A 26,447-nucleotide genomic window follows, 5' to 3' on the forward strand; every position below is an offset into this window, starting at 1 on the left:
CCGATCAGGCCAGGAGGTCGATGGGGGTGCGGGTTGGTTCGGGGGTGCTCGTAAAGCTCTGAGGGGTGGGTGATGCGGAAGCCTGTGTGGGGGTGTCGGTGGTTGATTCGTCTTCGGGTTGGGTTTGCTCGGCGGCTTCGGCGGCGCGTTGCTGGTTGAGTTGCTGGCGGGCTTCGGCGGCGGTCTGAGCGGCCTGTGCGGCGACCTTGCGGTCCTGGCCGGAGGGTTCGGCGGGTGCGAGTGCGGCTCGGCGGACGACGGCCATCTTGCGGATGGTGGCTTCGGGGTCGTTGGCGACGGGTGAGGCGTCGATGCCGACGGAGCCGCCTACGGCGTAGCGTTTGCCGTCGGGCCCGGTCTGGTAGCTGTAGGTGGGTCCGGAGGTGGCGTACTGGCCGGCGGCGTTTTTGTGGGCCTGTTCGTGGGCGCGGACTTCGCGGTCGCGCTGCTGGAGTTGCTGGACCTGTTCCTGCTCTGCTTCGGTGAGGGGTTCGCCATCGGTTCCGCGGGCGGAGGCGTCGGTGTTCTGGTCGGGGTCTTCGGTTGATTGATTCTGGTTTTGTGGCTGCTCAGCGGCGGCGGCGGGCGAGATTTCGGCGGTGTCGGGCTGTTGTGAGGAGCCGGCGGGGCTCTCGGCGTCGATGGGTTGGGTGGTGTTGCGGTTGCGTGTGGCGTCCGGCGCTCGCTGGTTGTCGAGCGGCGGGGCCTGCGGGAGCAGGGCGATCTGGCTATCGGGGATAGAGATGGGTCCCACCGGATGGGGATCGGCGGATCGGCGGTGGATGTTGAGTGGCGGGTCCGATCATGTTCTGGGGTGTTGCGCTGGTCTAGGATGTGTGGGCTCTTGAAAGGTTGTGTTATGCGTTGTTGGGTGCTGCTGTCCGGTTTGCTGCTGTTGGTGGGTTGCGGGAATCCGGTTTCTCTTCGGACGGTTGATTTTGTGGACACCGAGCAGCGGCTGTGGCGGACCTCGGCGACGGCGGGTGAGGCGAGCGAGCGGACGCTAATGATCCTGCGGCGGTTTGATCTGGAGGGGGTTTACCGGGCGTCGCCCGAGGAGGCGTTGCTGGCGTTGGAGGAGAAGTGCAAGGGTCAGGAGACGCCTTATGACGTGATCTGGGCGTTTGCTGATCTGGCGATTGGCCGCGGGGTGGAACTCGAGGGGCGTGATCCTGAGCGGGCGGCGGCGTGGTATCTGGCGGCGGCTGGGGCGTCTTACGACGCGTTGTTCCGTCATGATGTGGGTGTGGATCAGGCGTTCGATCTTCATTACGCGCAGATTCGCAGGATTTACAACCAGGCGGTGTCGCAGTACGTGGTGCTGTTGCAGCGTGAGGGTGGGGTGGGTTTGGTTGCGCATCGGCGGCGGCTCTCGAATCATGCGGTTGATGTGGAGATTGGCGAGCCGCCTGAGGCGTGGCCGGCTGACTTTTTTGAGTTGATGGTTCCGGCTTACGCGTTGGATGTGAAGGGGATGCGGAGTCGGCATCTGGTGTCTGGTTTTGGTGCGGCGATGACGGGGTTGCGTGAGTCGCCGGTGAAGGGGCCACTTGATGGGTTTTACCCTCCTGAGGGCAAGATTCAGCCGGTAACGGCGGTGATTCATTTTGGTGCGTTTGGCCCGCGTGCGGATGATGATGATTTGTGGGAGCGGGATGCTCGGCTGGTTTTTTATTGCCCGCGCAGGACGCCACGGATTGCGATTGACTGGATGGAGGTTCCGTTGGAGGCGGATTTCACGGCGCCTTACGGGATGCTTCTGGAGCGTGCGGACCTTCGTCGCTGGAGCCGGATTGGGTTGCTGAATGTGGAGCGGGCGGTGGAGCGTTCTGGGGTTTACATGCTTGAGCCGTACGATCCGGAGAAGATTCCGATCCTGATGGTTCACGGTCTGATGTCGTCGCCTTTGGCGTGGCTCGAGCTGACGAATGAGTTGCAGGGTGATCCGGAGATACGGTCGCGTTATCAGGTGTGGCATTATCTGTATCCGACGGGTTTGCCGTATTTGTATTCGGGGAGTCGGATGAAGCGTGCGATTGATGATCTGTTTCAGGCGGTTGATCCTGAGGATGATGATCCGGCGACGCAGGGTCTGGTGGTGATTGCGCACTCGATGGGTGGGTTGTTGACGCGGACGGCGGTGTCGGAGTCGGGGACGGTGTTGTGGGACCGGATGTTCACTGAGCCGCCTCATGAGCTGGCGGGTACGCCTAATCAGATTTACGAGGCGTTGGATGTGCTGATGTTCGAGCCGGAGCCTTACATCGATCGGGTGATTTTCATTGCGACGCCTCATCGCGGGAGTGATACGGCCCATCACTGGTATTCCAGACTGGGTTCTGTGTTCGTGAATCTGCCTGACGACTTCGAGACGTTGATGCGTGGGTTGGCGGCGGCGAATCGTGAGAGGCTGACGGCTGGTGCACGGCGGCTGTTTGAGGGGGGAGGTGTGACGAGCATCCAGGCTCTGGGTTCGGGTTCGCCGATCATTCTGTCGTTGGCGGACCTTCCGATTGCTGAGGGGATTACGTATCACACGATCGTGGGTGATCGTGGTCGTGGTGACGGGGTTCGGAGTTCGGATGGAGTGGTTCGGTTCACGAGTTCGTATTTGGAGGGTGCGGCATCGACGCTTGTGGTTCCATCGGGTCACGATGCGCACGCTCATCCCCGGGCGGTGGCGGAGGTTCGGCGGATTCTGGGTGAGCACTGGCGTGGGCGGGACTCTGTGTTAGCCCGGCGATGACCGGAGGTTTTTTTTGCTGATTGCGGCTTGTTTCTGCGAACTGTTTTTGAGACGGGGACGTATCATTAGGGAATAAAATGAGTGATGTTCTCAAGTGTTTTGAGGGCTTCGTCCGATAGCTTTTTTTGTCAAACACGCTTTCTCCCCTCCGCCCCGTTGATGCCTCGGTGTCAACGGGGTTTTCTTATGGTCTTACACGTTTTATAAAGCGGTTGCTATGGAACTGATTGAGGCGGAGCGTCTGGCGCGGGGGTTGATGGCGGAGCATGGTCTGTCGGACTGGGGTTTTCGGTTTAATCGTCGGAAGCGGGTGCTGGGGCTGTGCTGTTTTACGGATCGGCGGATTGAGTTGTCGCGGGTGTATGTGGAGCTGCATGGGCGGGAGGAGATTCGGGAGACGGTGTTGCACGAGATTGCGCACGCCCAGGCGGGTGCGAAGGCGGGGCATGGCCTGGCTTGGAAGGCGGCGTGTCTGCGGTTGGGGATTTCGCCTCGGGTTCGGGGGGATGCGGCGATGCCGGAGGGGCGTTGGCGGGCGGTGTGTGGCGGGTGTGGGGAGGCGCATCATCGGTATCGCAAGCCGATGCGGGGTCGGGTGTACTACTGCCGTGCCTGCGGGGCTGAGGCGGGGGTTTTGCGGTTTCGGGCGGGTGGTCTGGAAAGTTGATGCAATAGGGATCGGTTGAGGTCGTTGAGTGGGGTGTCGGCCGTGTGGTGCGGCTGGAATCACGAGAAGGGCGATTCGCCCGCGTTTTGAGTTCTGAAAGGATGGTGTCTGATGAAGGTTTCAGGATGGTTGTCGTCTGCGCTGGCCGTGGTGGTTTTGGGTTTTGGCGTGGTGCCGGCATTGGCTCAGGATGCTCCTGAGCGTCCCGAGCGTCCGATTGTTCAGCCGTCGCCTGAGCAGGTCGCTGAGCGTGCGCAGGCGCGTGTGGAGGCGATCGTGAAGCGTTCGCTGGCTGCGATCGAGCGGACCGAGCGTCGGACGGTGGCTCTGGTTGAGCGGCTTCAGGAAGAGGGTCGTGATGCGTTGGCGGTGAAGGCCGCTCGTGAAGGCGCGGCGGCGATCAAGAAGCAGACGCGTGCGGCGCAGGCGCGGATTCGTGCGGTGTGCGTGGCGTCGTTGAGGTTGTTGGATGGGCACCCGCTGAGTGCGAAGGTGAAGGCGGTGTGCGAGCGGGGTGCGGAGGCGGTGGGGACTTCGGCTCGCGAGTCGCTGGGTGCGATTCGTGAGGCGGTGAAGCCGAGCGATGATCCTTCGGTTGGGTGAGTGAACGGGTTTAGGTAACCCAGCGGGGCCGTGGGCCGAATGGCCTGCGGCTCTGTTTTGTTTGTTTGGCAGGGGGCTCGGCGGCGTCGCGACCGAGTGTATGGAGGCTTTGGTTTTGTGGTTTTGGTTTCAAGAAGGTCTGCCCGGGCCGACACGGCCCTGCTCACCCAGCGCGCAAGAAAGCACACACGCCTAGGACGGTGAGGTCTTTGACGTGTGTGCTTCGGTGGTGGCTGGTTTGGTTTTAGCTCTGGATGTTGCCGATGGGGGCACCGGTGGTGGCGGCCTGGGCGGCCTGCTGGGCGCGGGCGGCCTGCTGCTGGGCGTTCTGGAGGATGATCTGGCTGCCGAAGATGTGCGTGGCGACTTCCATCATGACGGGGTAGTCGGCGAAGGCGGCCTGGTACTTGTCGGCGGCTTCGCCTGAGGTTTCGCCTTTGGATTCGGCCTGGAATTTCTGCTGTACGAGGTTGAGGGCTTCCTGAAGCTGCATGGGGTCGGTCTCCCGTGTTCGTTTGAGTGATAGAGAATTATCGTGTCCCGTAGTGTAATCGATCCGGGCTGGGGGCGCAAACCGGCGGTTTGCGCAGCGGGTTGGGCCCGGGGACGCTAGCATGGCCGCCCATGACTTCGATGCTGATCTTGCGTGGACTGCTGGGGCTGGCGGTCCTGGTGTTTCTGGCGTGGTTGATGTCGTCCCACAAGGGAAAACTGCCTGTGAGGGTGGTTTTGTGGGGTTTATCGCTCCAGATCGCGTTGGGGGTCCTGGTTTTGGGGAATGACTGGGGTCAGGGGGCGTTTCGGGCGGCGTCGGATTTCTTCATCGCGTTGGTGTCGAAGGCAAAAGAGCCGGCGGTTTTGCTGTTCGGGAGCGGGTTCGCGGAGCAGGCGGGGGATTTCGGGCCGGGGATTGCGTTTGCGGCGAGTGGGCTGGTGGTGGTGATTTTCTTCTCGTCGCTGATGTCGGTGCTGTATCACCTAGGGGTTCTGCAGGTGGTGATCTGGGCGTTGGCGCGGCTGATGAGTCGGGTGATGGGGGTGAGCGGGGCGGAGTCGATGGCGATTGCTGCGAACGTGTTTGTGGGTCAGACCGAGGCCCCTTTGGTGATCAAGCCTTATCTGGCGGGGCTGACGAAGTCGGAGTTGTTCGCGGTGATGACGGGGGGGTTTGCGACGATCGCGGGGTCGGTGATGGCGATCTATATCTCGATGCTGGGGTCGGAGCTTGGGCCGCATTTGTTGGCGGCTTCGGTGATGAGTGCGCCGGCGGCGTTTGTGTTTGCGAAGGTGATGATTCCGGAGGTGGAGGAGCCGAAGACGGGTTCGCACATGCCGCTGAAGCTGAACCGGACGTGCACGAATCTGGTGGATGCGGCGGCGACGGGGGCGTCGGATGGTTTGCGGTTGTGGCTGAACATCATCGCGATGATTCTGGCGTTTGTGGCGCTGGTGAATGTGGTGAACTGGCCGCTTGAGCTGATCGAACTGGGGGGCGAGCCGATGTCGCTGTCGCGGTTGTTCGGGTGGGTGTTTGCGCCGCTGGCGTGGGTGATCGGGATCACGTCGTGGGCAGATTGTCAGGTGGTGGGGTCGTTGATCGGGACGAAGATCGCGGTGAATGAGTTTGTGGCTTATCTGGATCTTCAGGCCTTGGTGAGTGGTGGTTCGTTTGAGGATGAGCGGTCGGCGATGATGGCGGCGTACATTTTGTGTGGATTTGCGAATTTCGGTTCGATCGGGATTCAGATTGGTGGGATTGCGGCGCTGGCTCCGAGCCTGCGTGAGATGCTGGCGAAGATTGCGTTCCGGGCGATGCTGGCGGGGCTGCTGGCGTCGCTGGCGACGGCGACGGTGGCGGGGATGTTTGGGACGGTTGTTTCCAGCTAAGGCGGAGCACGCCCCTGAAGGGGTGTGGCACCCGGACGGGTTTTCTACGGCGAGTAGCACAAAAAAAGCACCGACTTTGTGGCCGGTGCTTTTTTGATGTTGGGTTGTGCCGACGCTCAGAGAGCGGCTTTGGCGGCTTCGAGGACGGCGTCGTAGTTGGGTTCTTCGGCGACTTCGCTGACGAGGTGGGCGAGGGTGATCTTGTTGTTTTTGTCGATCACGAAGACTTCGCGGGCGAGGAGGCCGATCTCTTTGATGCGGACGCCATAGGTGGTGCCGAAGCTGTGGTCTTTGAAGTCGGAGAGGCACTCGACTTTTTCGACGCCGGCTGCGCCGCACCAGCGTTTCATGGCCATGGGGGTGTCGACGGAGACGGTGAGGACGACGATGTCGTCACCGAGGCTGGCGGCTTCTTCGTTGAACTTGCGGGTCTCGACGTCGCAGACGGGGGTGTCGAGGGAGGGGACGACGGAGAGGATCTTGACCTTGCCTTCGTAGTCGGCGAGGGACTTGGGTGACATATCGACGGCGGTGAGGGTGAAGTCGGGAGCGGTGTCGCCGGCTTTGAGCTCGGGGCCGACGAGGGTCATGGGGTTGCCCTTGAGGGTGATGGCTGAGGGGCGTTCGGACATGGTTGGGTTCTCCGGTAGAGGGTTGTTTGGGGAAGGGGAGTGTAACGGGGTTGTGCGGGTGAGAGTAGGTGTGCGGTCAGGGTGTAGGGGTCTCGATCCAGCCGAGGTCGGTCAGGAAGGTGATGATTTCCTGGTGCCATTGGGGGTGGATGGGGTCGAGTTCGTGGCCGATGCCTTCGTAGGTGATGAGGGTGGCGTTGGAGTTGGAGGCGGCGTTGGTGAGGGCGTGGTCGTAGGGGATGATGGGGTCGTCGGTGCCGTGGCCGAGGAGGATGGGGCCCTCGAAGGCGGTAATCACTTGATCGGAGTCGAAGGGGTGCCAGAGGAGGAAGCCCGGGGCGAAGAGCTGGGCGGCGATGGTGCGGATGGAGGTGAAGCTGGATTCGATGATGAGTGCTGCGGGTTTGCGGTCGCGGGCGATGGCGCAGACGACGCCGCCGCCCAGGGAGCGTCCGTGGAAGGCGATGCGGGTGGGGTTGACTTCGGGTCGGGCTGCGAGGATATCGTAGAAGGCGACACCATCTTGTCGGATGGCTTTTTCGGAGGGCGAGCCGGCGGAGCGTCCGAAGCCGCGGTATTCGATGAGCAGGACGGTGATGCCCTGGGAGGCGTACCAGTCGGCGTGGTGGTAGCAGATCTGGATGAACTCGAAGTTGCCGTGGGCGTAGAGGACGGCGGGTCCGGGGTTTTCGGCGGAGCGGTTTTTGCCGGGGATCAGCCAGGCTTCGACGGGTCCGGCCTCGGTTTCGAGCCAGATGACTTCGGCCCCGAGGTAGGCGGGGGGTTCCATGGCGGTGTTGGGCAGGCGGTGCTGACCGGGGAAGATCATGCCCCGCTGGGAGAAGAAGAGGGTGCCGTAGTAGGCGACGGGCAGGAGGATGGCGAGGAGAAGGAGGATGTTGATGATGCGTTTTAGGGGGTTGCAGGTTTTGGCCGTGGGTTGGGGCTCGGGTGGTGCCTGGGTCATGGGGGGAGCTTTGTGAGGTGGGTGGGTTCGGACTGCCCTAGGCACGAATAGGGCGTGGTCATGGGGGCTCGTGGCTGTAGGCTGGGGTGGTTGTGGGTCGGTCCTGGATCTGGCAGCTTGGTCTGGTTGCCTCACGGAAATAGTACTCATATGATGCGGTTTGTAAATGCCCGTAGATTGAGGGATTGAGACTCCTAGCCTTTTTGAAGGAAGCATGAGCATGGCCAGCACGACGGCGAATCTGTTGCATCGGAAGACTTACGCGAACATGGCTGACACGGTGTTCAACACGCCGTTGGTGAAGCTGAATCGGGTGGTGCCTGAGGGTGGGGCGACGGTGCTGGTGAAGTGTGAGTTCTTCAATCCGATGGCATCGGTGAAGGATCGGATTGGTAAGGCGATGATCGAGGCGGGTGAGGCGTCGGGCGCGATCAAGGCGGACACGCACATTATTGAGCCGACCTCGGGGAACACGGGGATTGCGCTGGCGTTTATCTGTGCGGCGAAGGGTTACAGGCTGACGCTGACGATGCCGGAGTCGATGAGTCTGGAGCGTCGGGGTTTGCTGAAGGCGCTCGGTGCGAACCTGGTGCTGACACCTGCTGCTCAGGGGATGAAGGGGGCGATCGCAAAGGCGGGTGAGTTGGTGTCGACGACGGATAACGCGTGGATGCCGCAGCAGTTTGAGAACCCTGCGAACCCGGAGGTTCACTATCAGACGACGGGTCCGGAGATCTGGGCGGACACGGATGGGGCGGTGGATATTTTCGTGTCGGGCGTCGGCACGGGCGGGACGATCTCGGGGGGTGGGCGGTATTTGAAGGAACAGAAGCCGGGCGTGAAGCTGGTGGCGGTAGAGCCTGAGGATTCGCCTGTGATCTCGGGTGGCGAGCCGGGCCCGCACAAGATTCAGGGGATCGGGGCCGGCTTTATCCCGAAGAACCTGAATACGGACATCGTGGACAGCGTGGAGAAGGTGAGCAACGAGGAGGCGTTCGCGATGGGCCGTCGCGTGGCTCAGGAAGAGGCACTCTTTGGGGGGATCAGCACGGGTGCGAACGTGGCGGTGGCGTGCCGGCTGGCGGCGCTGCCGGAGAACCGTGGCAAGACGATCGTGACGATCGGCTGCAGCTTCGGCGAGCGGTATCTGTCGACGGCGATGTTTGCGGATCTGCTGGGGGGCTAGCGTCTGATTTGAATGGGCCCCGGGGCTCCTGCCCCGGGCTCGTTGATTTGGCTAGAATCCGGATGCATGCGGCCGCGTGCCCGAGTGGACTAAGGGAGCTGATTGCAAATCAGCGATTCGTCGGTTCGAATCCGACCGCGGCCTTTTTTGTGAGTATCGAGACCGGTGGGTTGTAGACTGCTTCGCGTAGCGGCTGTTTTTTGGGGTTGCGTGCGGATGTCGGAGGTGTGTTATGTCGGGTTTCTGGTCTCGTCGTCGATTTTTGGGATCGCTGGTGGCGGGGGCTTCGGTGGGTAGGCTTGATCTGTCGGGCTGGTTGGGTGAGCGGTTCGGGTCGGTGAAGGCGGTGGGATCGGCGGCGGGGGGTGTGGGTGACTTTGCGTTCTTTCATCTGTCGGATTCGCATCTGGAGCCGCGGCCTGCGGGCGAGGTTTTCAACGCGGAGGGTCGCAGTGTTGGGGTGCTGGACTGGTTCTGTCGGCAGACGGCGGAGCCGATCCGGATGTCGGTTTATCCCGAGGCTGGTGCGCTGCCGGGTTCGTTCGCGATTCATACGGGCGATATTTTTGAGTACAGCACGGTTGATGATTGCTGGGCGGATTGGGCGCGGGTGCTGGATGCATCGGCTTGTGAGATTTATGGGGTGGCGGGTAACCATGACAACACGTGGGGTTCGATCAATCCCGAGTTGCAAGCTCGGTATGGGGGTGATTCGTACAGCTTTGACCATGGGGGTTGTCATTTTGTGTGTTTGAACTCGTCGGGGTCGTTGTCGCCTTTGCCTTGTTGGGACGAGCGGACGCTGGTCTGGCTGGCGGAGGATCTGGCGGGTGTGGATGAGCGGACGCCTGTGTTTCTAGCGATGCATCATCCGTTGTCGGGGAACAGCGGTTATGCGAGCGAGTTCGACAAGCTGCGGTTGTGGGAGGTGATTCGTCGGCATCATGTGGTGCTGATGATGGATGGTCACTGGCACACGGTGCATGTGCGGCAGTGGCAGAATCTGCATCGGGTGAATGGTGGGGAGACGTTTCGGAACAACAGCGGGTACGGGATGGTGAGTGTGGTGGGCGGGGTGCTGAGGTGCGGGTATCGGTTTCATGCATCGGCGGGGCGGCCGGTGCGGGCGTTTGATGGTGAGCGGATGGTGGCGGTGCTTGAGAAGCCTGTGGCTAAGGTGAGCCCGCGGGTTGATTTTTCGGTTGAGCATCGGATGGAGCCGGGTTCCGGGATGATCGGGCTTCGTGTCGAGATCGATTCGTGCCAGGGGATGTCGGCTGGGGACTCACCAGCGGAGGTGGCGGGTGATCTGGGTGTGCGTGCCTGGGTTGATGATGATGAGGCTGCGGCTGTGGCCCTTGTGGTCGCATCGGATGCTTCTGCGACGGGCGAGCCGGTTTTTGTGGGGCGTCTGGCGGGAGGGTCGCTGGTTGCGGGTCGGCATTATCTGACTGTGGACGTGGCTTCGAAGACTCAGACGCAGGTGACTGACAGCGGGCGTGAGCCTGTGGCGAATCGTCGGGGGGTGGCGTTTACGGTGGCTGCGTCTATGGGTGATTGGCGGGCGGATACGGTGCGGGTGGGGTCGGGTGTGAAGGCGCCGCTTCGGTTGTCCGATCGTGCGTCGTTGTTGTGCTTCGCGGGGACTGACGGGCGTGTGCGTGTGTGGGATTGGGAGAGGGAGCGGTCGCTGTTGGACGTGGCGACGGGTCGGGAGATTCTGCATGGGCTGGCGTTGACGCGGGCGGTTGGTGGCTCGGAGGTGCTGTTGGTGGGGACGGCGGGCGGTCCGGGTGAGGCTGGTGGCGCGTTGTCGGCTTACCGTTTGGCAGGCGGGGACGAGGGAACTGAGCTATGGCGTCGGCCGTTGCCGTCGGCGGTGTATGCGCCTGCTGTGGTGCGTGAGGGCGTGGCTTACTTTGGGGATGGGGATGGGGTGATGTGGGCGGTTCGCGTAGATGATGGAGGGGTGTTGTGGTCCAGTGATGTGGCGACGTATGGCGTTGAAGCGGCGGTCGCGATGGATCCGGCGGGAGATCGGATGTACGTCGGGGCGTGGGACGGGTTTTTGTATGGGGTGTCGGTGGAGGATGGTCGGCGGCTGTGGCGATCGTGGTGCCCGCGTGGGCAGGTGGACAGGCAGAGTCGGTATTACGGTCCGGCGGATTGTTCGCCTGTGCTGTTGACTGGGGTTGATGGTGAGACGCGGGTGTACTGTGCGGATCGTGGTTACCGGCTGGGGTGGTATTCGCGGGATGGGGTATTCGGCGGCGAGGTGATGGCAGAGGTTTCTGCGATTTCGGGAACGGTGTCGGGTGATGGTTTGTACGCACGGGGGCTGGATGATCGGTTGCTGCGGCTGGATGCGCAGGGCGGTGTGGTGTGGGAGAGCGCGGTGCCGACGGGACGGATCCCGAATCCGGCGGTGGCTGTGGCGGATGTGGTGGGAGTGGTTTCGGATCGGGGGTTGCTGACGGTGTTGTCGTCAGAGACCGGTGAGGTGGTTATGCGTTACTCGGTTTCTCCGTCGCTTTATGTGATGGCTTCGCTGGCGGCGAGCGCTGATGGGCGTGCCTGGTATGCGGCGGGGATGGATGGTGCGGTTACGAGGCTGAGGCGTGCTTAGGCGCGGTTGCCTGCCCTTGTCCTGATAGCTGAGGTTTTACTGATTGTCTTGCTGGACTTCGTCGAGGGTGGCGGCGGTGATGGTTGCGAGGGTGGTCATGGTGGCGAAGGCAAGGAGGGTGGCGGGGACGCCCAGTGTTTGCGTGAGTCCTGCGAAGGCGGAGGCGGCGAGGAGGAGGAGTCCGATGGTGGTGTTGGAGAGAGCGGTGTAGGCGGCGCGGGTGTCGGGGGTTGCCATGTCGACGAGGTGGACGGAGCGGCCGAGGCGGACGCCTTGATAGGCGATCATGAGCAGGAAGAGGCTGGCGGGGAGGGCGTAGGCGAGCCAGGGGGCGTCTTGTGCGTAGAGGCCGAGGGTGGCGGTGGCGAGGAGGCTGATGGTGGCGATGATGGCGGCGAGGATGAGGACCCTTCGTGAGGAGCGGTCGGCGAGTCGTCCCCAGATGTAGTTGGTGGTGAGGGCGGCGAGAGATGAGGCGATGATGAAGAAGCCGAGTCGGGCGTCATCGGGGGCGTTGGAGCCGGCGAGGGCGAGGATGTAGGGTGGGGCGAGGGCGGTGGCGGTGAGCAAGGCGCGGGTGGCGATGAAGCGTCGGAGGTGGCAGTCGGTGTAGAGGAGCTTGAGGTTGTCTCGGGCGGTGAGCAGGGCGTTGTTGCCGCCTTCGGTTTCGCCTGGCTCTTCGGTGAGGGTGGACATGAGGGCGGCGGCGGTGAGCCAGAGTCCGGCGGCGAAGGTGAGGACGATGGCGATGGTGGTGGTGGTTCGGGGCAGGAGGTCGAGAGCGAGGAGAATGCCGAAGAGGAGGACGGCGGAGGCGGCGAGGGTTCCGGCAGAGCCGGTGGCGGTTCCGCGGGTGGCTTTGGCGACGGTTTTGCCGAGGACATCCTTGTAGGAGACGGAGCAGACGGAGCGGCCGAGCGCGAAGAGTGCGAGGAGGGCGATGATGGTGACGCCGGCGGCGCCGCCCTGGAGGGTGAGGGCGGTGGCGGCGATGGCGAGGACGGCGAGTCCCTGGACGGCCGAGCCAGCGACCCAGGCCCATTTTCTTTGTTTCATCGCGCGGATGTATCCGGCGGTGATGAGTTGGGGCAGGAGTGCTCCGGCTTCGCGGACGGGGACGAGGAGGCCGACGATAGCGGCGGGTGATCCGAGGGCGGTGAGCAGCCAGGCGAGGACGAGCTTGGGGTCGAGGAGTCCGTCGCCGGTTTTGGTCATGGCGAGGGCGGTGACGTGGGTGAGGAAGTTGGCTGGCTGCTCGCGGCAGGCGCTGTCGGGGATATCGCGGCAGGTGCGGCCGTCGTCTTCGGAGGTGAGGGCTTTGTGAACGCGTTGGAGGGTGGTGGTGTCTGACATGGGCTTTGGGCTTGTGTCAGACACTGTAGGTCAGCGGGCGGTGGGGGGGTGTTGTTACCAGCGGAGGAGTCGGGCTCCCAGCAGGTATCCAAGTGTGGTTGTGACGAGTATGGCGACGGTGTACCAGACGCCAATGAAGGCCAGGCCGTCGATCCTGCAGCTCATCCCGTAGGCGAGTGCTCCCAGCAGTCCTGCTGCAGCCCCGGCCAGTGCTCCGGCGAGAGCGGGCTGAGTGGCTGCGCGTTGCGAGGCGAACCAGAGGATCAGTGTCAGAGGCAGGATTGCGAAGGTGATGATGGAGCGTACACACCCCCAGGCAGAGGGTATGAGCACCTGCGCGTCGGGGTTGGTGAAGCCTGCGGCGGTGAAGCCTAGCAGCAAGAGGATCGCGAGTGTGAGTGTGATGTGTGGCCCTGGTCGGGAGGGTTTTCCGGGGATGGTCTGGTCGGTGGCCAGGGTCATGCAGGCAATCGCTCCCAGGGCGAAGGGCAGGAGTTTGAGCCAGGACCAGACGGTCTGCGATGGATCGCCGGAGATCATGCGGTTGCCGCGCATCAGCCAGGCGAACAGGAGGGTTGCGAGCAAACAGGTGATGAGGAGGCGGAGGCTGGCCTGACGACCGGCGGGTTTGACGGGTTTGAGGTCTCTGACAAGCGTATCGATGAGATCGGGCTTCATGTGTTATCCCTTTCTGCATCGGCCTTCATGGTTTTGATACCACGATGGATATTGACTTTGATCCAGGATGGGCTCTTGTTCAGGTGTTCTGCGGCTTCCCTGATACTAAGTCCCTGGAGTCTGACCAGTCTTATGGCTTCGGCTTGTGACTCGGGTAGTCGGTCCATCAATCGGCAGAGGAAATCATGGTCTTCGTGCTGGCTGGCGTTCTTGTCCCTGTGAGGTTTGTCGCTGGTGTGTGTCAGTAGTTCCTCGCGCAGTCGTGCGCGTCTTCGGTAGAAGTCGATGCGTTTGTATCGAGCGATGGCTTTGACCCATGGCAGCAGGGGTTGCGAGGGGTCGTAGGTGGCTCGCTTGAGATGGATCGCCAGGAGTGTTTCCTGGGTGAGGTCATCGGCGTCAGCAGGTCGGCATTCGGCTTCGTGACATCTGCGCAGGTAAGGGACGAGTGCTTCGAGCAGGCAGCGATAGCTGGTGGCGTCGCCTTGCTGAGCGGCGGCCATCCACTGCTGGGCTTGTTGTTCTGTTAATCCTGTTCGTTGGTCCGGGCACATCGGTTACACGTCGGGCGTTTTTCTGGGCAGGTTTTGTATCGCGTTGGACAAGTCTTCTGCACGATCGGCTTTCCTGGGCATCTTTTTTCAGAATATCTGTAACCCTTGATCTTCTGCCAGCGAAATTGAAGTAAGCGGGTATCGGGACGGTGGTGTTGGCTCGCCCGCGGCTATCCCGGCCGATGGGGCGAGTCGTAAGCCTGTGGCAGTAGCCGCTGGAGGTGGTGTGATGCGCGTAGTTGTGTCTACGTATTTTCCAGTGATTCAAGGCATGAGTTGGCGGGCTGGCGTTTTTTTATCGCCAGCATTTCACGGTGTGTGGCCGAAGCGTATCGATCAGCGAAAACCGAGTGGCGTTGCGCAGGTGCTTGGTTCTTTGAGCGTATTTAGCGGGGCCGGCGCGTGTGGTTCCGGCGAGTCGAAGTCTGCCAACCATGATGGTTGAGAGGAGTCTGGTGATGAAGGTTGATGGTCTGCGTACGGGTGTTCTGTTGTCGGCGGTGCTGGGCGGGGTGATGGTGCCGCCGGGTTGGGGAGCAACGAAGAGCTGGGACGGCTCTACAGGCCTGGAGCCCTGGAGTTTGATCGGGAACTGGACGCCTTCGGGGGCGCCGAATTTGGGGGACGATGTGTTCATCGGGGATCTGATTGGCGTGGAGAACGGGACGGTTCAGCTTGATGTCAACACGACGGTGACGAACCTGACGGTCGAGGATGGGATGGATCTGGTGACGCTGGGTTCGCGGCTGGTGGTGTTGCAGCAGACGGTGTTGACGGGCAGCAACAGCAACGGCATTACCTTGTTCCCCTCGCGGATCGGGATTACGCCGACGGGCAGCGGGCTGGCGGGTCTGGATACGGATTTCTTGCTGATCACCGATGAGGGTTCGGTCATTCTGCAGAACGGCGGGCTGCTGGAAGTGGATGTGCAGCTGGAGATCGACGCGGACTCGTCGCTGCGTGGTGTGGGGACCGTCGATCTGAATGGTGGTGGGGCTACGCCGAGCCTGATCAATGATGGGCGGATTGATCCGGGTACGGGGGGGATGGTGATCAATCAGCAGGGTACGGGGCGGATTGATCTTGATGGTGTGACTGGCGGCGGGGTTGTCAACGCTTCTGCGGCTGGGATCGACGGGACGAACATTGACAACCTGACGATCAACGGGACAGGACTGCATGATGCGTTCAATGGTCAGATATCGCTGGTGACGGGTGGGTTTCTGGCGATGAACCTGAGCGAGGGGTGGAGGACGGCGGCGGGTTCTGAGGTCCGGATGTTCGGCAACAGCCAGGCGAGCGGGCCGGGTGTGATCTCGGGGGGCGAATGGACGATGAGTGCAGGCGATTTCAGCGTGCTTGGGACGGACGGGGCGTGGGCCCGGGTTGAGGCCGATGTGGTGATCCAGTCTGGCGCTACGGTGTTTGTTGGCTCGGATGACGAACTCGACTACGTTGGCGAGGCGGATGTGCAGGGCGGGACGTTCGATCTGGATCAGGGTGGGTCGAGGCTCGATTTTGTGGGGCCAACGACGCTCTCGGGCGGGGTGTTCAACACGGCGAGCACCGATCCGGCGGATGGTGTCGTGCGCTTTATGGGATCGACGAGCTATCAGGGGGACATTGTCATCAATGGTTTTGCCGAGCAGAACGGCTCGGCGACGGTGTCGCTGATCTCGACGGTCGATGCCGGTGTCTTTGATATGGATGGCAATGGTCTCGCGAGTTGGGACATCAACAGCGGGCTGACGGTGAACGCGGAGCGGATTGACGCTTTCGACAACGTGTTTGACGGGACGCTGAACTTCAGCAGTGGTTTCACCTCACGGTTGACGGTGAACCTGGATGATCCGGCCGAGACGTGGGAGATGGCGGGGTCGATGGATCTGGTGGGCAATGGGCTTACTTTCATGACGCGTCTGGCGGGTTCGGAGGTGAGCATCACGGGGCAGACGGAGGTGACGAGCCAGGCGCAGATCACGGCCAACGCGAACTTTTTATGGTCGAGTGTGACGACGTGGGCGGCACCCTCGGCGCGGCTGCGGCTGACGGGGGAAACGGCGATTGACGACGCGGCGACGTTTGTCGGGACGGGGACGCTGATCAATGGGGTTGGGGGTGAGATGCGTTTTGAGACTGGTTTAGACCTGGATCTGACATCCGTCGAGAACGCCGGCACGATGCGGATCGGGCCGACGGCGGGGAACCTGTTCGCGTCGGGGTTCGATCAGACGGTGGATGGGTTGCTGGAGATGAAGGTCTTCGGCGAGAACCCGGGCGAGTATGACCGGATGTTCATCGATGGACCGCTTGAGTTGGCGGGGTCGCTGAGGCTGGTGGTTCCGGGTGCGGATTTTGCCGACTATGGCACGGTGTTTCCGGTGATCGATGGCTTGTCGCGTTTGGGTGAGTTTGACGAGGTGATCGGTCAGGTGGTGTCGTCGACGTGGGCGTTGGCGGTGATCTACCAGGCGACAGATGTGCAGGCGGTGGTGGCGCTGCCTGGGGATGCCAACCTGGATGGCGTGGTTGATCTGGTGGACCTGTCGATCCTGGCTTCCGGTTTCAATGGCGGCGGAACCTGGACGGATGGGAACTTCAACGGTGATGGTGTGGTTGATCTCATCGATCTGTCCTTGTTGGCGACGAACTTCGGGCAAGAGGCGGGGGTGCTGCCTGAGCCGGCGAGTGAGGCTCTGGTGGGGCTGGGGCTGCTGGCGGGTCGTCGGCGGCGGTGAGCGTGTGAAGAGTAGGATCGAGCCGGCGGCTCTCCGGGGCCGCCGGCTTTTTTGTGAGGTCAGCGGGCGGTGGCGGGGTTCCATTGGTCGCGGTTGTCTGGGCGGGAGAAGGTTTCGGTGATGGGGCCTGAGGTGGCGTGGCCGTCGGCGAAGGTGGTGCTCAGCTTGTTGTTGTGGCGTAGGGCGAGGTCCTGCTCGGGCTCGACGTTATAGAGTTGCCAGTAGTGGGCCATGATGTGGTTGGATCTGCCGTCGACTTCGCTATGGATGGCGGTGGCGGAGGGTGCGGGGATTTGGCGGAGGGATTGCCAGAGCTGGCCGTTGAGGACCTCGCGTTCTTCGGGGACCTTGGGGGAGAGGCTGGGGTAGACGGATTGGGCGTAGGCGTAGTCGGTGGTGGCGGTGCGCTCGTCTTCGGGGCAGCGGAGTTGGGTGTTGTAGTAGGCGACGGCGTCGGGGTTGTCTTCGAGGTAGAAGTCGACGAAGGAGGCGAGGTAGACGGAGTTAGCACCGAGGTAGGGTGCGAGTTGGAGGTCCCAGTCCGGGGTGTAGGCGAGGCTGGGGTCGGGGAACCCGCCATGGTTGGTGGGGGGGAAGCGGTCGTCGTTGTCGTGGAGGTAGATGGTGAGGGCCTGGGCGATGGTTCTGGCTTTGGCGAGGCAGCCGATCGCGCGGGCCTGATTGCGGGCAGCGCTGAGCGCAGGGAGGAGGATGCCGATGAGCAGGGCGATGATAGAGATGACGACGAGGAGTTCGATGAGTGTGAACCCCCCCGCATTCGTTGCCATCGCCGGCTTAGATTTCTTGGGCTGTGGATTCATCGGCAGGCTCTTCGACTCATCAAGGCAAGGGTGATGAGTAGCGAGGTCGCGATGGGTTCGGGGACCTGATTGAGGTTGGTGCCGAAGTGGGTGGCGAGGTTGGAGAGGTCGATCAGATCGACGGTGCCATCGGCGTTGGTGTCGCCTTGTTGCCAGAGGGCGCCGGGGGTTAGGTTGAAGTGTGTGGCGAGGTTGGAGAGGTCGATGAGGTCGACGGTGAAGTCGAGGTTGGTGTCGCCTGGGACGGTTCCGATGAGGGTCTGGATGAGGTAGGTGTAATCGTCGAAGGTGACGGTGCCGGAGTTGTTGTAGTCCTGGGTAGGGGTGGTAGTCTGGTTGCGGAGGTCGGCGGCGAGTTGGTTGATGTCGTCAAGGGTGTAGGTGATGGGTTGAGAGACGTTATCGATCCAGGCGAGGGTGATTTCGCCTGGGAGGAAGGTGGGGCTGAGATCGCCGGGCGCGCCGTTTAGGTTTTCGGCGACGTAGATCTGGAAGGTGGCTTCGTAGTTGCCGGGGGCATCGGAGACGACCCAGTGGTGGGTCATGCGGCCGTCCCACTGCCAGAGGGTGGAGGTGTCCTCGGTGCCAAAGATGGGTGCGAGGGTGTGTTGGCCGTTGAGGTCGTCGGAGGTGCCGCCGTTGGCGTCGGTGCCGAAGGCTCCTTCGTAGATGGAGAGCCCGGGGGTGGCGTCGATCAGTTCGATGAACACGCCTTCACCCGGTCCGGGTCCCCAGCGGCCTTGTCGGAGCCAGCCGTACTGGGCGTTGTAGGCGCGGTCTTCGAGGATGTTGAAGGGTTCTTCGAGAGGTGGCTCGCCGAGGACCATCTCGAGGCCGTCGCCTGGGTTGGTGTCGAAGCTGATGGTGAGTGGGAAGGTGCCGTTGACGGGCGCGGCGACGCCGACGTTGAGGTGGTTCATAAGCCCACCCAGCGAGACGCCGTTGGCGTGGGCTGTGGTGGTCAGGCAGAGCGTGGCGAGTGCGGTGGTGATGGCTTTCATGGTGTTGGGCTTTTGGGTTGTTGGGTGGTTGCCTCTTGCAGGTCCCCTCGGCCTGCAAGAGGTCACCCGTGATGTGGTTAGTGCGAGCGTCGGCGCGTCAGTGCGGCGAGTGGCAGCAGCAGCGCGGCCGAGCCGGGCTCCGGGATAGCGGTAAAGGTGAGGATGAGTTGTGCGGGTGTGTAGGTGGAGAGTGACGCACCGTTGTTGTCGCCGACGTAGATGTTGAAGGTGAGGTCGTAGTCACCTGGCGTAGAGAAGGTGTACCAGTTGTGCTGCATGAGGAAATCGTCGTCCCACTGCCAGGCGGCGGGTGAGCCGGCGGTGCCATGGATGGGTGCCATGGTGTGGCCGGTGGCCGTGAGTTGCTGGCCGTTGCCGCCTTCGTAGATGTTGACGGTGCCGGGGCCAGCGGTGGAAAGCAGTTCGATCCAGATGGATTCATCGGGCGTGATGTCGATGGGTGTGAAGCCGATGGTCTGGTCTTCGAGCCAGCCATACTGGGCGTTGTAGAGCCGGTTGGAGAGGACGTTGTAGGGTGGGTCGAAGGCGGCGGCGGGTCCGGCGACAAGTCGGTTGTCGGGGGTGGCGCCGCCGGAGGGACCGTCGCGAAGGACGGCGGAGACGGTGTTGTTCTGGACGGCGATTTCGGCGTGGATCATGCCGTTGCCGGGCATGCCGAGGCCGGAGGTCATGCCGGGCATCGGGGGTATGGCGGCGAGGGCTGTTGAGGTGGTTGCGAAGGTGAGAAGGGCGGTCGTGGCCATCGGTCGGGTCATTTCTCGGGCTCCGTGCGCGGGTTGCGCGTTGGTGAACTCAGGCTGCTGTTGGAAAGCACGCTCCGGTCGAAGCGGAGGGTCGTGCCGAAGGGTTTCCCGGAAAGGGTGGTGAGTTGGCGTTAGCGGGTCAGGCTGTGGGTGGGGCCCTGCCGAGTTTGGGCAGGTGGCGATCGATCTGGTCGATGAGAGAGGCTTCGGTCAGGAGGGGGAGATCATCGAGCTGAGTGAAGATGGGCTCGTAGACGATGGGCGCGGGAGGGGGTGCGGTCCCGAGTTTGAGGTGGCAGATCAGGCAGCCACCGGAGCAGGGCTGGAGGGGCGTGTCGGTATCGGCCGGGATTTTCAGCAGGTCGCAGAACGGGCAAACGTTGACGCTTCGGAGGTCCTGGGTTTCGCCCGGGAGTGCGATGGCCCCGCGTTTATGGCCGGGCAGGATGACCGCGAACCAGAGGACGCACCAGAGGAGGACCGTGAATCGGAGGGTTTGGCTTTGCACCTGACCGAACTTTAGCACGATGATGGCGGAATGCTTCGGTGGATCGATTAGAATCGGGGAATCACTGAGGAGCTTTGTCATGGGTGGAACAGGTCAAACGTCTCGTCGCGGGTTTCTCAAGGGCACGGCGGCGGTGGCGGCGGGCGCTGCGGGGCTGAGTCTGGGGACCGGGGTGAAGGTTGCCAGGGCGCAATCGGTTCGGGGTGGGCGTGGGGGTCGGGCGCGGAACGTGGTGTTCATGGTGGCTGACGGCATGAGTCAGGGCGTGTGGACGATGGCGGACATGGCGAGCCGGCAGTTGCATGGCCGGCGTTCGGCGTGGGCATCGCTTTACATGGGCGGGGCTCCGGTGACGCAGATGATGACGCATTCGGCGAACTCGCTGGTGACAGATTCGGCGGCGGCGGGTTCGGCGTGGGGGTCAGGTGTGCATATCGATAATGGGGTGATCAATCAGCGTGATGGGCGTGATCTGGAGCCGATCCTGGTGACGGCTCGTGATCGCGGAATGGCGACGGGGCTGGTGACGACGACGCGGGTCACGCATGCGACGCCGGCGAGTTTCGTGGCGAACGTCCCGAGTCGGAACATGGAGGATGAGATCGCTGGCCAGATGCTTGATCGGCGGGTGGATCTGATTCTCGGGGGTGGGGCCCGGCATTTTTCGGATGATCTGCTGTCGAAGCACGAGGACCTGGCGGTGGTTCGTGATACGGCGGGTCTGCGGGCGGCGGCAATGACGGAGGGGCGATTGCTGGGTCTGTTCAACGGCAGTCACATGTCGTACGACCTCGATCGGCCGGAGACTGAGCCTCACCTCAAGGAGATGTCGCTGGTGGCGCTTAAGCATCTGGCTGCGAAGTCAAAGGGTGGGCGTGGGTTTGTTCTGCAGATCGAGGGTGGGCGTGTGGACCATGCGGGTCATGGGAATGATGCGCCCGGGAACCTGTTTGATCAGATTGCGTTTGATGATGCGGTGGAGGCGGTGGTGGGCTGGGCCAGGCGTCGCGGGGATACGCTGGTGCTGGTCATGACCGATCACGGGTGCGGTGGGCCTGAGTTGACGCTTTATGGCGATGAGGGGAACGAGGGTTTTGCGAAGCTGCTGAAGGCGAAGTCATCGGTGACGGCGGCACAGATCGCAGCGGGTCGTGAGCAGGATCGGGTGGTGAAGCTGGTGGCCGAGCTGCGCGAGCGGATGGGTGTGGAACTGGCGATGGATGAGATCGATCATCTGGAGCGCGTGCTTGTGAATGATGCGATGGGTGATGGTTTCTCGGGCAGTCGGAGTGACAGCGCGGTGATTGGTTCGGTGCTGGCGAATCACTGGGGTGTGGCGTTTGTGAGCGGTAACCACACGGCAGAGATGGTTCATGCGACGGCCGTGGGCCCGGGCAGTGAACTGTTGCGGCCGGTGATGGACAACATCGATTTCTATGGTGTGGTTGTCGAGGCTCTGGGCCTGCGGGGTTAGTGGCGGCGCGGCCGTAGGCCTGCCAGAGCGAGCAGAGCGATACCGGTGGCGGGTTCCGGGATGGGGTTGCCATCGAAGCCGAAGTTGCTGGCGAGCAGGGAGAGGTCGATGAGGTCGACGGTGCTGTCGGCGTTGAAGTTGCCTTCGGCCCAGCTGGTGGCGTCTGACCCGAAGTTGGATGCGAGCAGGGAGAGGTCGATGAGATCGACGGTGCGGTCGAGGTTGGCGTCGCCCGGCACGGAGCCGAAGAGTGAGGCGAGCCAGAAGTCGATGTCGTCGTTGTTGACGAGGGTGTCGTTGTTGAGGTCGTAGCCCGGAGCGTCGGTGCCGAAGCGTTCGGCGAGGGTATCGATGTCGCCAGCGTCGAAGTTGCCTGAGCCATTGATGTCGCCGGGGAAAGCGGCGATGGTGGCGCTGACGTTGATGGATAGCTGGTGGTTGGTTTCGCCGGGGATGTCTTCATCCGAGAGGTTGAGGATGAAGCTGGTGTCTCGGGTGTCGGCGGTGTTTCCGACGAACATGCTGATGGAGAAGGGTTGAGCGCTACCGGCTTCGAGGCCGGAGAAGGGCGAGAGGTTGAGCATGATCGTGCTGCTGCCTGAGGGCAGGATGTTGTCGAGATCGAGTGAAGCGGTGAAGTCGGCGGTGGTTTCGTTGTTGTAGAGATGGAGGGGGATGTTGAGATCGGAGGCACCGGCGAGGATGACGCCGAGGTCGAGGTTGGGTGTGTCGGCGTCGGTGCCATCGGCGAAGGAGGGATTGGCTGGTTCGAGGACGGTGAGTTCCTGGAAGCCGATGATGGGGGTGGTGTCGGTGTTGGGGTTTGTTGAGGTCAGTAGGCCACCGATACTGATCGTGCCGGGGGTTGAAGTGTCGGCCAGGGTGTCGTGTTCGGTGGGGCCGGCGAGCGCCTGGGCGGTCCCGGTGATGCTGGCGGTATCGGTGTTGAAGACGGTGATGTCGTAGTCGAGTTCGTCGGCTCCGATGGCGGCTACGACCGGGGCGATGTTGGTGGCCTGGAGGGTGGCGGTGACCGTGGCTCCGACGATCGCGCGGTTGTCGGAGAGTTGGACGTCGAAGGCGGGCTTGGCGGGGAGCTGGTAATCGGCGACGACGGGCAGGTGGTCGGAGACCTGGGTGAGTCGGGTGAGGATGGTGGGTGAGGCACCGGTGCCCGTGGTGATGGACTGGTTCATGGTGTGGCTGCCATCGTTGCCGAAGGCGCGGTAGGAGCCGGGGATGTAGTCGAGGCCTTCGGTGTCGAGGAGTTCGCCGGTGACGAGTTGGAAGTCGAAGCGGTCATCGACGCCGCCGCCGACGAGGCCGCCGGGCGGGCTGGAGGAGGGGGCTTGGGTGTGTGTCTCTCTGAAATTGTCGTTGTTGGACCAGTTGCCGCGTTTATCGATGGGGTCGAAGGCGATGCCTGCGCCCGGGGAGGTGAGGAGGTGGGCGTAGGCGGGCTCAAAGGCAGTGTAGAGGTTGAAGTCTCCGGCGTAGATGATGGAGGTGCCTTCGCCGAGGGCGTCGGCGTCGTTGCGAACCTGGATGGCTTCCTGGAGTCGCCTGCCTTCGTTGGTGGAGCCGCGGCTGGCCTTGTAGTGGTGGTTGTAGAGGTAGAAGTCGGCCTCTTCGCCGTAGCCGACGGGGCGTAGTTGGTAGCGGGTGAACTGGCGCGCGGGGCCGGAGCTGCTGATGGTGCCGAGGGCGGCTTCACTGATGAGTGAGACGGTTTGCGTGTTGTAGATGAGGCCTGGGCCGCCGGCTCCGGTCGAGCCGGGGCTGACGTTCGCGCGGGCGTAGGTGCCGGAGCCGTAGACGCTGTTGAGCAGGTTGACGATGGCCTGGGTGGTGGAGCCAGGGGAGTTCTGTTCCTGGAGCGCGAGGACATCGATGGGCTTGGCGAAGCCGTTGCGGTTTTCGTCCCCGATGGCTTCGAGGACGTCTTCGAGGCCGGTGCGTGGCCCGCCTGCGGTGTTGTAGGAGACAACGCGCAGCTGTGCTTCAGCGGCGGCGGTGAAGGCGAGCAGGGCGGAGAGCGAGAGGGCGGCGGTGATGGCCGAGCGGGTGGAACGCATGGTGTGGGGTATCCGTCAAAAAACAGGCGGGTTGAGGGGTTCGTGCGTGCGGGGCACGGATAAGCATTTAGTGTGCCACGTATTGGCGTGGCGGCCAGAAAAAAACCCCGCGAGCGTGTGCCCGCGGGGTCCTGGTTATGAGCGTCGAAAGGTCGCAGCGATCAGTGGCTGCGGCGGGTGAGGGCGAGGGCGCCGAGGCCGAGCAGAGCCAGCGAGGCGGGCTCGGGGATGGTGTTGGTCGAGCCGAAGTTGGTGGCGAGGATGGAGAGGTCGATCAGGTCGACGGTTCCATCGGCGTTGAAGTCGCCACCGGCGTAGCCGGCCGGACCGTTGAAGTTGGTGGCGAGGTTGGAGAGGTCGATGAGGTCGACTTCGCCATCGAGGTTGGCGTCACCAAGGAAGCTGCCGAAGAGGGTTTCGACCCAGAAGGTCAGGTCGCCGGCATCAATGGCTTCGGAGCCGTCGAGGTCGAACTCGCTGTCGGTCGAGCTGGCCAGGATGGCGGCGACGAGGAGGTCGACATCGGCGTTGTCGAGGACGCCGGAGAGGTCGAAGTCGCCAACGAGACCGGGGAGGTCGCCGATAAAGAAGAAGCCGGCGTAGCTGCCCTGGCTGAAGATCTGGAAGTTGCCGGCATCATTGGCGACGAGGGTGGTCTGGCCGGTGTTGAGGTCGAGTGCCCACCAGTCGCCATCGAAGGAGCCACCATCGGTCGGGGTGTCGCGGTCGTAGAAGTAGACGACGTTGTTGACGAAGTCGTAGACGGGGTAGCGACCGTCGGTGACGACGGTGTCGTCGTCGCCGGGCTGGTTGCCGTCGAGCTGGTCGAAGCCCCAGGGGCCAAAGAGGATTTCGCCGTTGGTGTCGTAGCTGATCACCTCACGCGTGATGATGCTGGGTTCACTCTGAGGGGTCTCGAAGAAGCCGGACTCAGAGATTAGGAGGTCGCCGGTCAGGGGGTTGACCATGATCCGGTCGGCGTTGCCGTCGTTGGAGAGGACGTCAATGGTGGGATTGTCGTCGAGGATGAAGGCGTCGCCGCCGCTGGTGAAGGGCTTGTAGCTACGGCTGTCGATGTCAAAGAAGCGGACTTGGTCGCCGTCTCCGTCGTCTTCAACAATCCAGACGCCACGGGTGCCGGTGGTCGGGTCGACGTAGGCGAACATCGTTGTCGGTTCGCTGCTGCCTTCGCCATCGCCCTGAACACGGCCGATGATCTCGGAGGTCCAGACTTCGGTGGTGCCTTGCTCGAAGCCGCCTTCGTACTCGGTGACGGTGCGGGTTTCGAAGACGCCAGGCGAGACTTCGATCTGGAAGTCAACGTCATTAGTGATGACGCCAGGAGCCTGAACGGTTTCATCGTTGGTTTCTGCGATGCGGGTGAAGAGGCGGATCTCGTGGTCGCCTTCGAAGGTGGTGCCATCGATGCTGGCGCCAGCCTGGGTGGTGGGGGAGTCGTCGTCGATCATGACGATGGTGTTCTCGTCGATGAAAGCGATCGGGGTGTTGAAGAAGCCATCGGAGTCGCCGCGGGAGGTAGCGACTTCGCCGATCTTCTGGATGCCCGTGGAAGCGAGCGAGCTGTTGGCGAGGACGGGGTTGGGGGCTCCGCCGAGGATCGGGTCGCCAAAGAAGTCATCGGTCTGGGTGTAGTACGAGACGTACTGGCTGCCCTGGTTGGTGACCCAGTCGTTGTAAAAAAGATCGAAGTCGATGCGGTAGAGGTCGGAGTCGCCTTCGGTATCGGTCTGGTTGTTTGCGAAACCGGTGGAAGTAACTTCGTCGCCGGGGTTTCCGCTGTCGAAGGCAAGGACGTATACGTCACCCGTTGTTGGGTTGACAGTTAACGCAGAGAAGTCTTCACGGTTGGAGGTGGTTGTCTCAAAGGGCAGCGCGACGGTGAAGAGCGGGGTGGCGAGGCTGTCGGTGCTGTAGAAAGTGATGGTGTCACTGGTAGCAGTAGAGTTGCCGATATCACCGATGGCGATGAAGCCCCCCGTGGGGCTTGAGGCCAAAGCGGCGGAGGTAAGTGTGGTGGCGGCAAGGGCGCTGGTTAGCAGACGTGCGGTGGACATGCTTCTGTTCTCCTGGTCTTCCGTGGTTGTGGGAGCGGTCCTAGGTTAAGGCCCGTTTTTGGATCGGGCCGGTTGGCTTATCTGACGACGTAGCCGTTGGTGATGAAGGGCTCGCGTCGGTCGCGGGTGTTGTTGCGGCTGGTGATCACACTTCCCGTGGGCAGGAAATGATCGACCGTGGTGGCTTCTTCGACGGAGAGGCGGGAAGCATGGCCACCGAAGAAAGACGCGTTGAGTTGTCCGGTGTGTCGGAAGGCGTATCGCTCACTGGTTTCGGTTGGCACGTTGCGTATGCCCGGCTCGTACTGGTAGGGCGATCCGCTTCCGCCTGCGAATGCGGGGCCGCTTACCATGAAGTTGCCGCCTTGGAACTGTTTGACGATGCCGTTGAAGGTGATCTGATCCGGGCCGTTGACGAATCTGGCTCCATCGAGGGCGTAAACCTTCTCGCTGCCGGATCCCAAGACATCGAGTTTACTGGCGTAGTCGTTGGGGACGCTGGCGGCCATGCTCACTGCTGAACCACGACTGTTAGAGAGATAGATCGGATCATCGCTGCCGTTGGCGTAGGTGTCTCCCCACAGGTGGAAGCCGAGGGGAGACGAGTAGCTGGAGACGAATGTGGTTTCAGCGTTGATGTTGACATCACCGGCGGCGAAGACGTCGGTGTAGTTTTCCTGATTGGCGGGGCAGCGGAATTCGTTGTTGAAGATGTCTTCGATCCGGTTGCTCCGATCATCGGAGAGTCCGAGAGACGAGCCCATGGTCGGTGATACCCAGTCCATGTTCTGTGTGGGTTCGTTGGCTCCATCACGGAAGGTAGCTGCTGGATTGTTGTAGCGGGCACCCGAGGTGTTCGGCCCGGCGAGCCAGCCGTCGTTATCGACGGTGTAGGTGAACATGCCCTGTGCGGCGGAGCGGAGGTTGCCGAGGCAGATGGCGGAGCGGGCGGTGCCGCGGGCGGCTCCGAGGGCGGGGAGGAGGATGCCGATGAGCAGGGCGATGATGGAGATGACGACGAGCAGCTCGATGAGGGTAAAGGCTGCGGCCTGACGGGGTCGTGAGGTGGTGGGTGTCATCGTTAGGTCTCCG

Annotated in this window: 22 protein-coding genes and 1 tRNA gene; 9 read left to right on the forward strand and 14 right to left on the reverse strand. The window is 62.5% G+C overall.

Translation table 11 applies throughout. From position 1 onward, the window contains the following. Positions 1 to 4: 4 nt before the first annotated feature. Positions 5 to 754: a putative metalloprotease CJM1_0395 family protein gene (locus tag ACQZAB_RS07655; protein WP_428388583.1), complete on the reverse strand. Its 750-nt coding sequence runs from the start codon at positions 752 to 754 to the stop codon at positions 5 to 7. Between the two features lie 105 nt (positions 755 to 859). On the opposite strand from ACQZAB_RS07655, the gene ACQZAB_RS07660 reads away from it, so the two are divergent. The 3 genes from ACQZAB_RS07660 to ACQZAB_RS07670 all read left to right on the forward strand — a co-directional run bounded on the left by ACQZAB_RS07660 (position 860) and on the right by ACQZAB_RS07670 (position 4,016). Further along, a complete protein-coding gene (locus ACQZAB_RS07660) occupies positions 860 to 2,746 on the forward strand; it encodes an esterase/lipase family protein (RefSeq protein WP_428388585.1) in 1,887 nt (628 codons plus the stop codon). Positions 2,747 to 2,963: 217 nt separating this feature from the next. Then, positions 2,964 to 3,413 (forward strand): SprT-like domain-containing protein, encoded by a 450-nt coding sequence (locus ACQZAB_RS07665; protein WP_428388587.1) that lies wholly within the window; start codon positions 2,964 to 2,966, stop codon positions 3,411 to 3,413. Between the two features lie 111 nt (positions 3,414 to 3,524). Beyond that, positions 3,525 to 4,016: a hypothetical protein gene (locus ACQZAB_RS07670; protein ID WP_428388589.1), complete on the forward strand. Its 492-nt coding sequence runs from the start codon at positions 3,525 to 3,527 to the stop codon at positions 4,014 to 4,016. Between the two features lie 244 nt (positions 4,017 to 4,260). On the opposite strand, the gene ACQZAB_RS07675 is transcribed toward ACQZAB_RS07670, so the two are convergent. Beyond that, on the reverse strand, positions 4,261 to 4,509 hold the full coding sequence (locus ACQZAB_RS07675) for a hypothetical protein (protein WP_428388591.1): 249 nt from the start codon (positions 4,507 to 4,509) through the stop codon (positions 4,261 to 4,263). A gap of 131 nt (positions 4,510 to 4,640) precedes the next feature. On the opposite strand from ACQZAB_RS07675, the gene ACQZAB_RS07680 reads away from it, so the two are divergent. After that, positions 4,641 to 5,903: a NupC/NupG family nucleoside CNT transporter gene (locus tag ACQZAB_RS07680; RefSeq protein ID WP_428388592.1), complete on the forward strand. Its 1,263-nt coding sequence runs from the start codon at positions 4,641 to 4,643 to the stop codon at positions 5,901 to 5,903. 116 nt (positions 5,904 to 6,019) lie between these two features. On the opposite strand, the gene tpx is transcribed toward ACQZAB_RS07680, so the two are convergent. Both tpx and ACQZAB_RS07690 read right to left on the reverse strand, forming a co-directional pair. Then, positions 6,020 to 6,535, reverse strand: a complete 516-nt coding sequence (tpx, locus tag ACQZAB_RS07685) for a thiol peroxidase (RefSeq protein ID WP_428388593.1) — start codon at positions 6,533 to 6,535, stop codon at positions 6,020 to 6,022. A 76-nt stretch (positions 6,536 to 6,611) separates the two neighbouring features. Beyond that, a complete protein-coding gene (locus tag ACQZAB_RS07690; RefSeq protein WP_428388595.1) occupies positions 6,612 to 7,502 on the reverse strand; it encodes an alpha/beta hydrolase in 891 nt (296 codons plus the stop codon). A 220-nt stretch (positions 7,503 to 7,722) separates the two neighbouring features. Here ACQZAB_RS07690 and cysK point away from each other — a divergent pair, with 220 nt between their 5' ends. From cysK to ACQZAB_RS07705, 3 genes are all read left to right on the forward strand, one after another. After that, positions 7,723 to 8,688: a cysteine synthase A gene (gene cysK, locus ACQZAB_RS07695; RefSeq protein ID WP_428388597.1), complete on the forward strand. Its 966-nt coding sequence runs from the start codon at positions 7,723 to 7,725 to the stop codon at positions 8,686 to 8,688. A gap of 70 nt (positions 8,689 to 8,758) precedes the next feature. Next, a tRNA-Cys gene (locus tag ACQZAB_RS07700) sits at positions 8,759 to 8,832 on the forward strand. Between the two features lie 88 nt (positions 8,833 to 8,920). Next, the gene (locus ACQZAB_RS07705) at positions 8,921 to 11,314 is read left to right on the forward strand and encodes a PQQ-binding-like beta-propeller repeat protein (protein WP_428388599.1); all 2,394 of its coding nucleotides are present in this window, start codon (positions 8,921 to 8,923) and stop codon (positions 11,312 to 11,314) included. 36 nt (positions 11,315 to 11,350) lie between these two features. Here ACQZAB_RS07705 and ACQZAB_RS07710 read toward each other — a convergent pair whose 3' ends face one another. From ACQZAB_RS07710 to ACQZAB_RS07720, 3 genes are read right to left on the reverse strand one after another with little or no spacing between them, the layout of a single operon-like run. Beyond that, complete coding sequence (locus ACQZAB_RS07710; RefSeq protein ID WP_428388601.1) at positions 11,351 to 12,667, reverse strand: MFS transporter; 1,317 nt, start codon at positions 12,665 to 12,667, stop codon at positions 11,351 to 11,353. A gap of 54 nt (positions 12,668 to 12,721) precedes the next feature. Next, complete coding sequence (locus ACQZAB_RS07715; protein WP_428388603.1) at positions 12,722 to 13,345, reverse strand: NrsF family protein; 624 nt, start codon at positions 13,343 to 13,345, stop codon at positions 12,722 to 12,724. After that, entirely contained in the window at positions 13,342 to 13,848 is a 507-nt protein-coding gene (locus ACQZAB_RS07720) for a sigma-70 family RNA polymerase sigma factor (protein WP_428388604.1), read from the reverse strand. The genes ACQZAB_RS07715 and ACQZAB_RS07720 overlap by 4 nt, the downstream gene beginning before the upstream one ends. A 509-nt stretch (positions 13,849 to 14,357) precedes the next feature. Between ACQZAB_RS07720 and ACQZAB_RS07725 the strand changes: the two genes are divergently transcribed. After that, entirely contained in the window at positions 14,358 to 16,637 is a 2,280-nt protein-coding gene (locus ACQZAB_RS07725) for a hypothetical protein (protein ID WP_428388605.1), read from the forward strand. 59 nt (positions 16,638 to 16,696) lie between these two features. On the opposite strand, the gene ACQZAB_RS07730 is transcribed toward ACQZAB_RS07725, so the two are convergent. The 4 genes from ACQZAB_RS07730 to ACQZAB_RS07745 all read right to left on the reverse strand — a co-directional run bounded on the left by ACQZAB_RS07730 (position 16,697) and on the right by ACQZAB_RS07745 (position 19,731). After that, on the reverse strand, positions 16,697 to 17,458 hold the full coding sequence (locus ACQZAB_RS07730; RefSeq protein WP_428388606.1) for a type II secretion system protein: 762 nt from the start codon (positions 17,456 to 17,458) through the stop codon (positions 16,697 to 16,699). Next, positions 17,455 to 18,459 (reverse strand): dockerin type I domain-containing protein, encoded by a 1,005-nt coding sequence (locus ACQZAB_RS07735; protein ID WP_428388607.1) that lies wholly within the window; start codon positions 18,457 to 18,459, stop codon positions 17,455 to 17,457. Before ACQZAB_RS07735 ends, ACQZAB_RS07730 begins: the two co-directional genes overlap by 4 nt. Before the next feature lie 77 nt (positions 18,460 to 18,536). Next, positions 18,537 to 19,235, reverse strand: a complete 699-nt coding sequence (locus ACQZAB_RS07740) for a hypothetical protein (protein ID WP_428388609.1) — start codon at positions 19,233 to 19,235, stop codon at positions 18,537 to 18,539. Between the two features lie 127 nt (positions 19,236 to 19,362). Beyond that, positions 19,363 to 19,731 (reverse strand): hypothetical protein, encoded by a 369-nt coding sequence (locus ACQZAB_RS07745; RefSeq protein WP_428388610.1) that lies wholly within the window; start codon positions 19,729 to 19,731, stop codon positions 19,363 to 19,365. Between the two features lie 79 nt (positions 19,732 to 19,810). Between ACQZAB_RS07745 and ACQZAB_RS07750 the strand changes: the two genes are divergently transcribed. Then, positions 19,811 to 21,205: an alkaline phosphatase gene (locus tag ACQZAB_RS07750; RefSeq protein WP_428388612.1), complete on the forward strand. Its 1,395-nt coding sequence runs from the start codon at positions 19,811 to 19,813 to the stop codon at positions 21,203 to 21,205. Here ACQZAB_RS07750 and ACQZAB_RS07755 read toward each other — a convergent pair. The 3 genes from ACQZAB_RS07755 to ACQZAB_RS07765 form a co-directional block, all read right to left on the reverse strand. Next, on the reverse strand, positions 21,202 to 23,280 hold the full coding sequence (locus ACQZAB_RS07755) for a hypothetical protein (protein WP_428388614.1): 2,079 nt from the start codon (positions 23,278 to 23,280) through the stop codon (positions 21,202 to 21,204). The genes ACQZAB_RS07750 and ACQZAB_RS07755 overlap by 4 nt on opposite strands. Positions 23,281 to 23,441: 161 nt before the next feature. Next, positions 23,442 to 25,355 carry a PEP-CTERM sorting domain-containing protein gene (locus ACQZAB_RS07760; RefSeq protein ID WP_428388616.1) on the reverse strand — a complete coding sequence of 638 codons (1,914 nt, stop codon included), beginning with the start codon at positions 25,353 to 25,355 and terminating at the stop codon, positions 23,442 to 23,444. A gap of 77 nt (positions 25,356 to 25,432) precedes the next feature. Continuing rightward, complete coding sequence (locus ACQZAB_RS07765; RefSeq protein ID WP_428388618.1) at positions 25,433 to 26,434, reverse strand: type II secretion system protein; 1,002 nt, start codon at positions 26,432 to 26,434, stop codon at positions 25,433 to 25,435. Positions 26,435 to 26,447 lie beyond the last annotated feature (13 nt).

This window comes from Mucisphaera sp., from assembly GCF_965279675.1.
GTDB lineage: Bacteria > Planctomycetota > Phycisphaerae > Phycisphaerales > Phycisphaeraceae > Mucisphaera.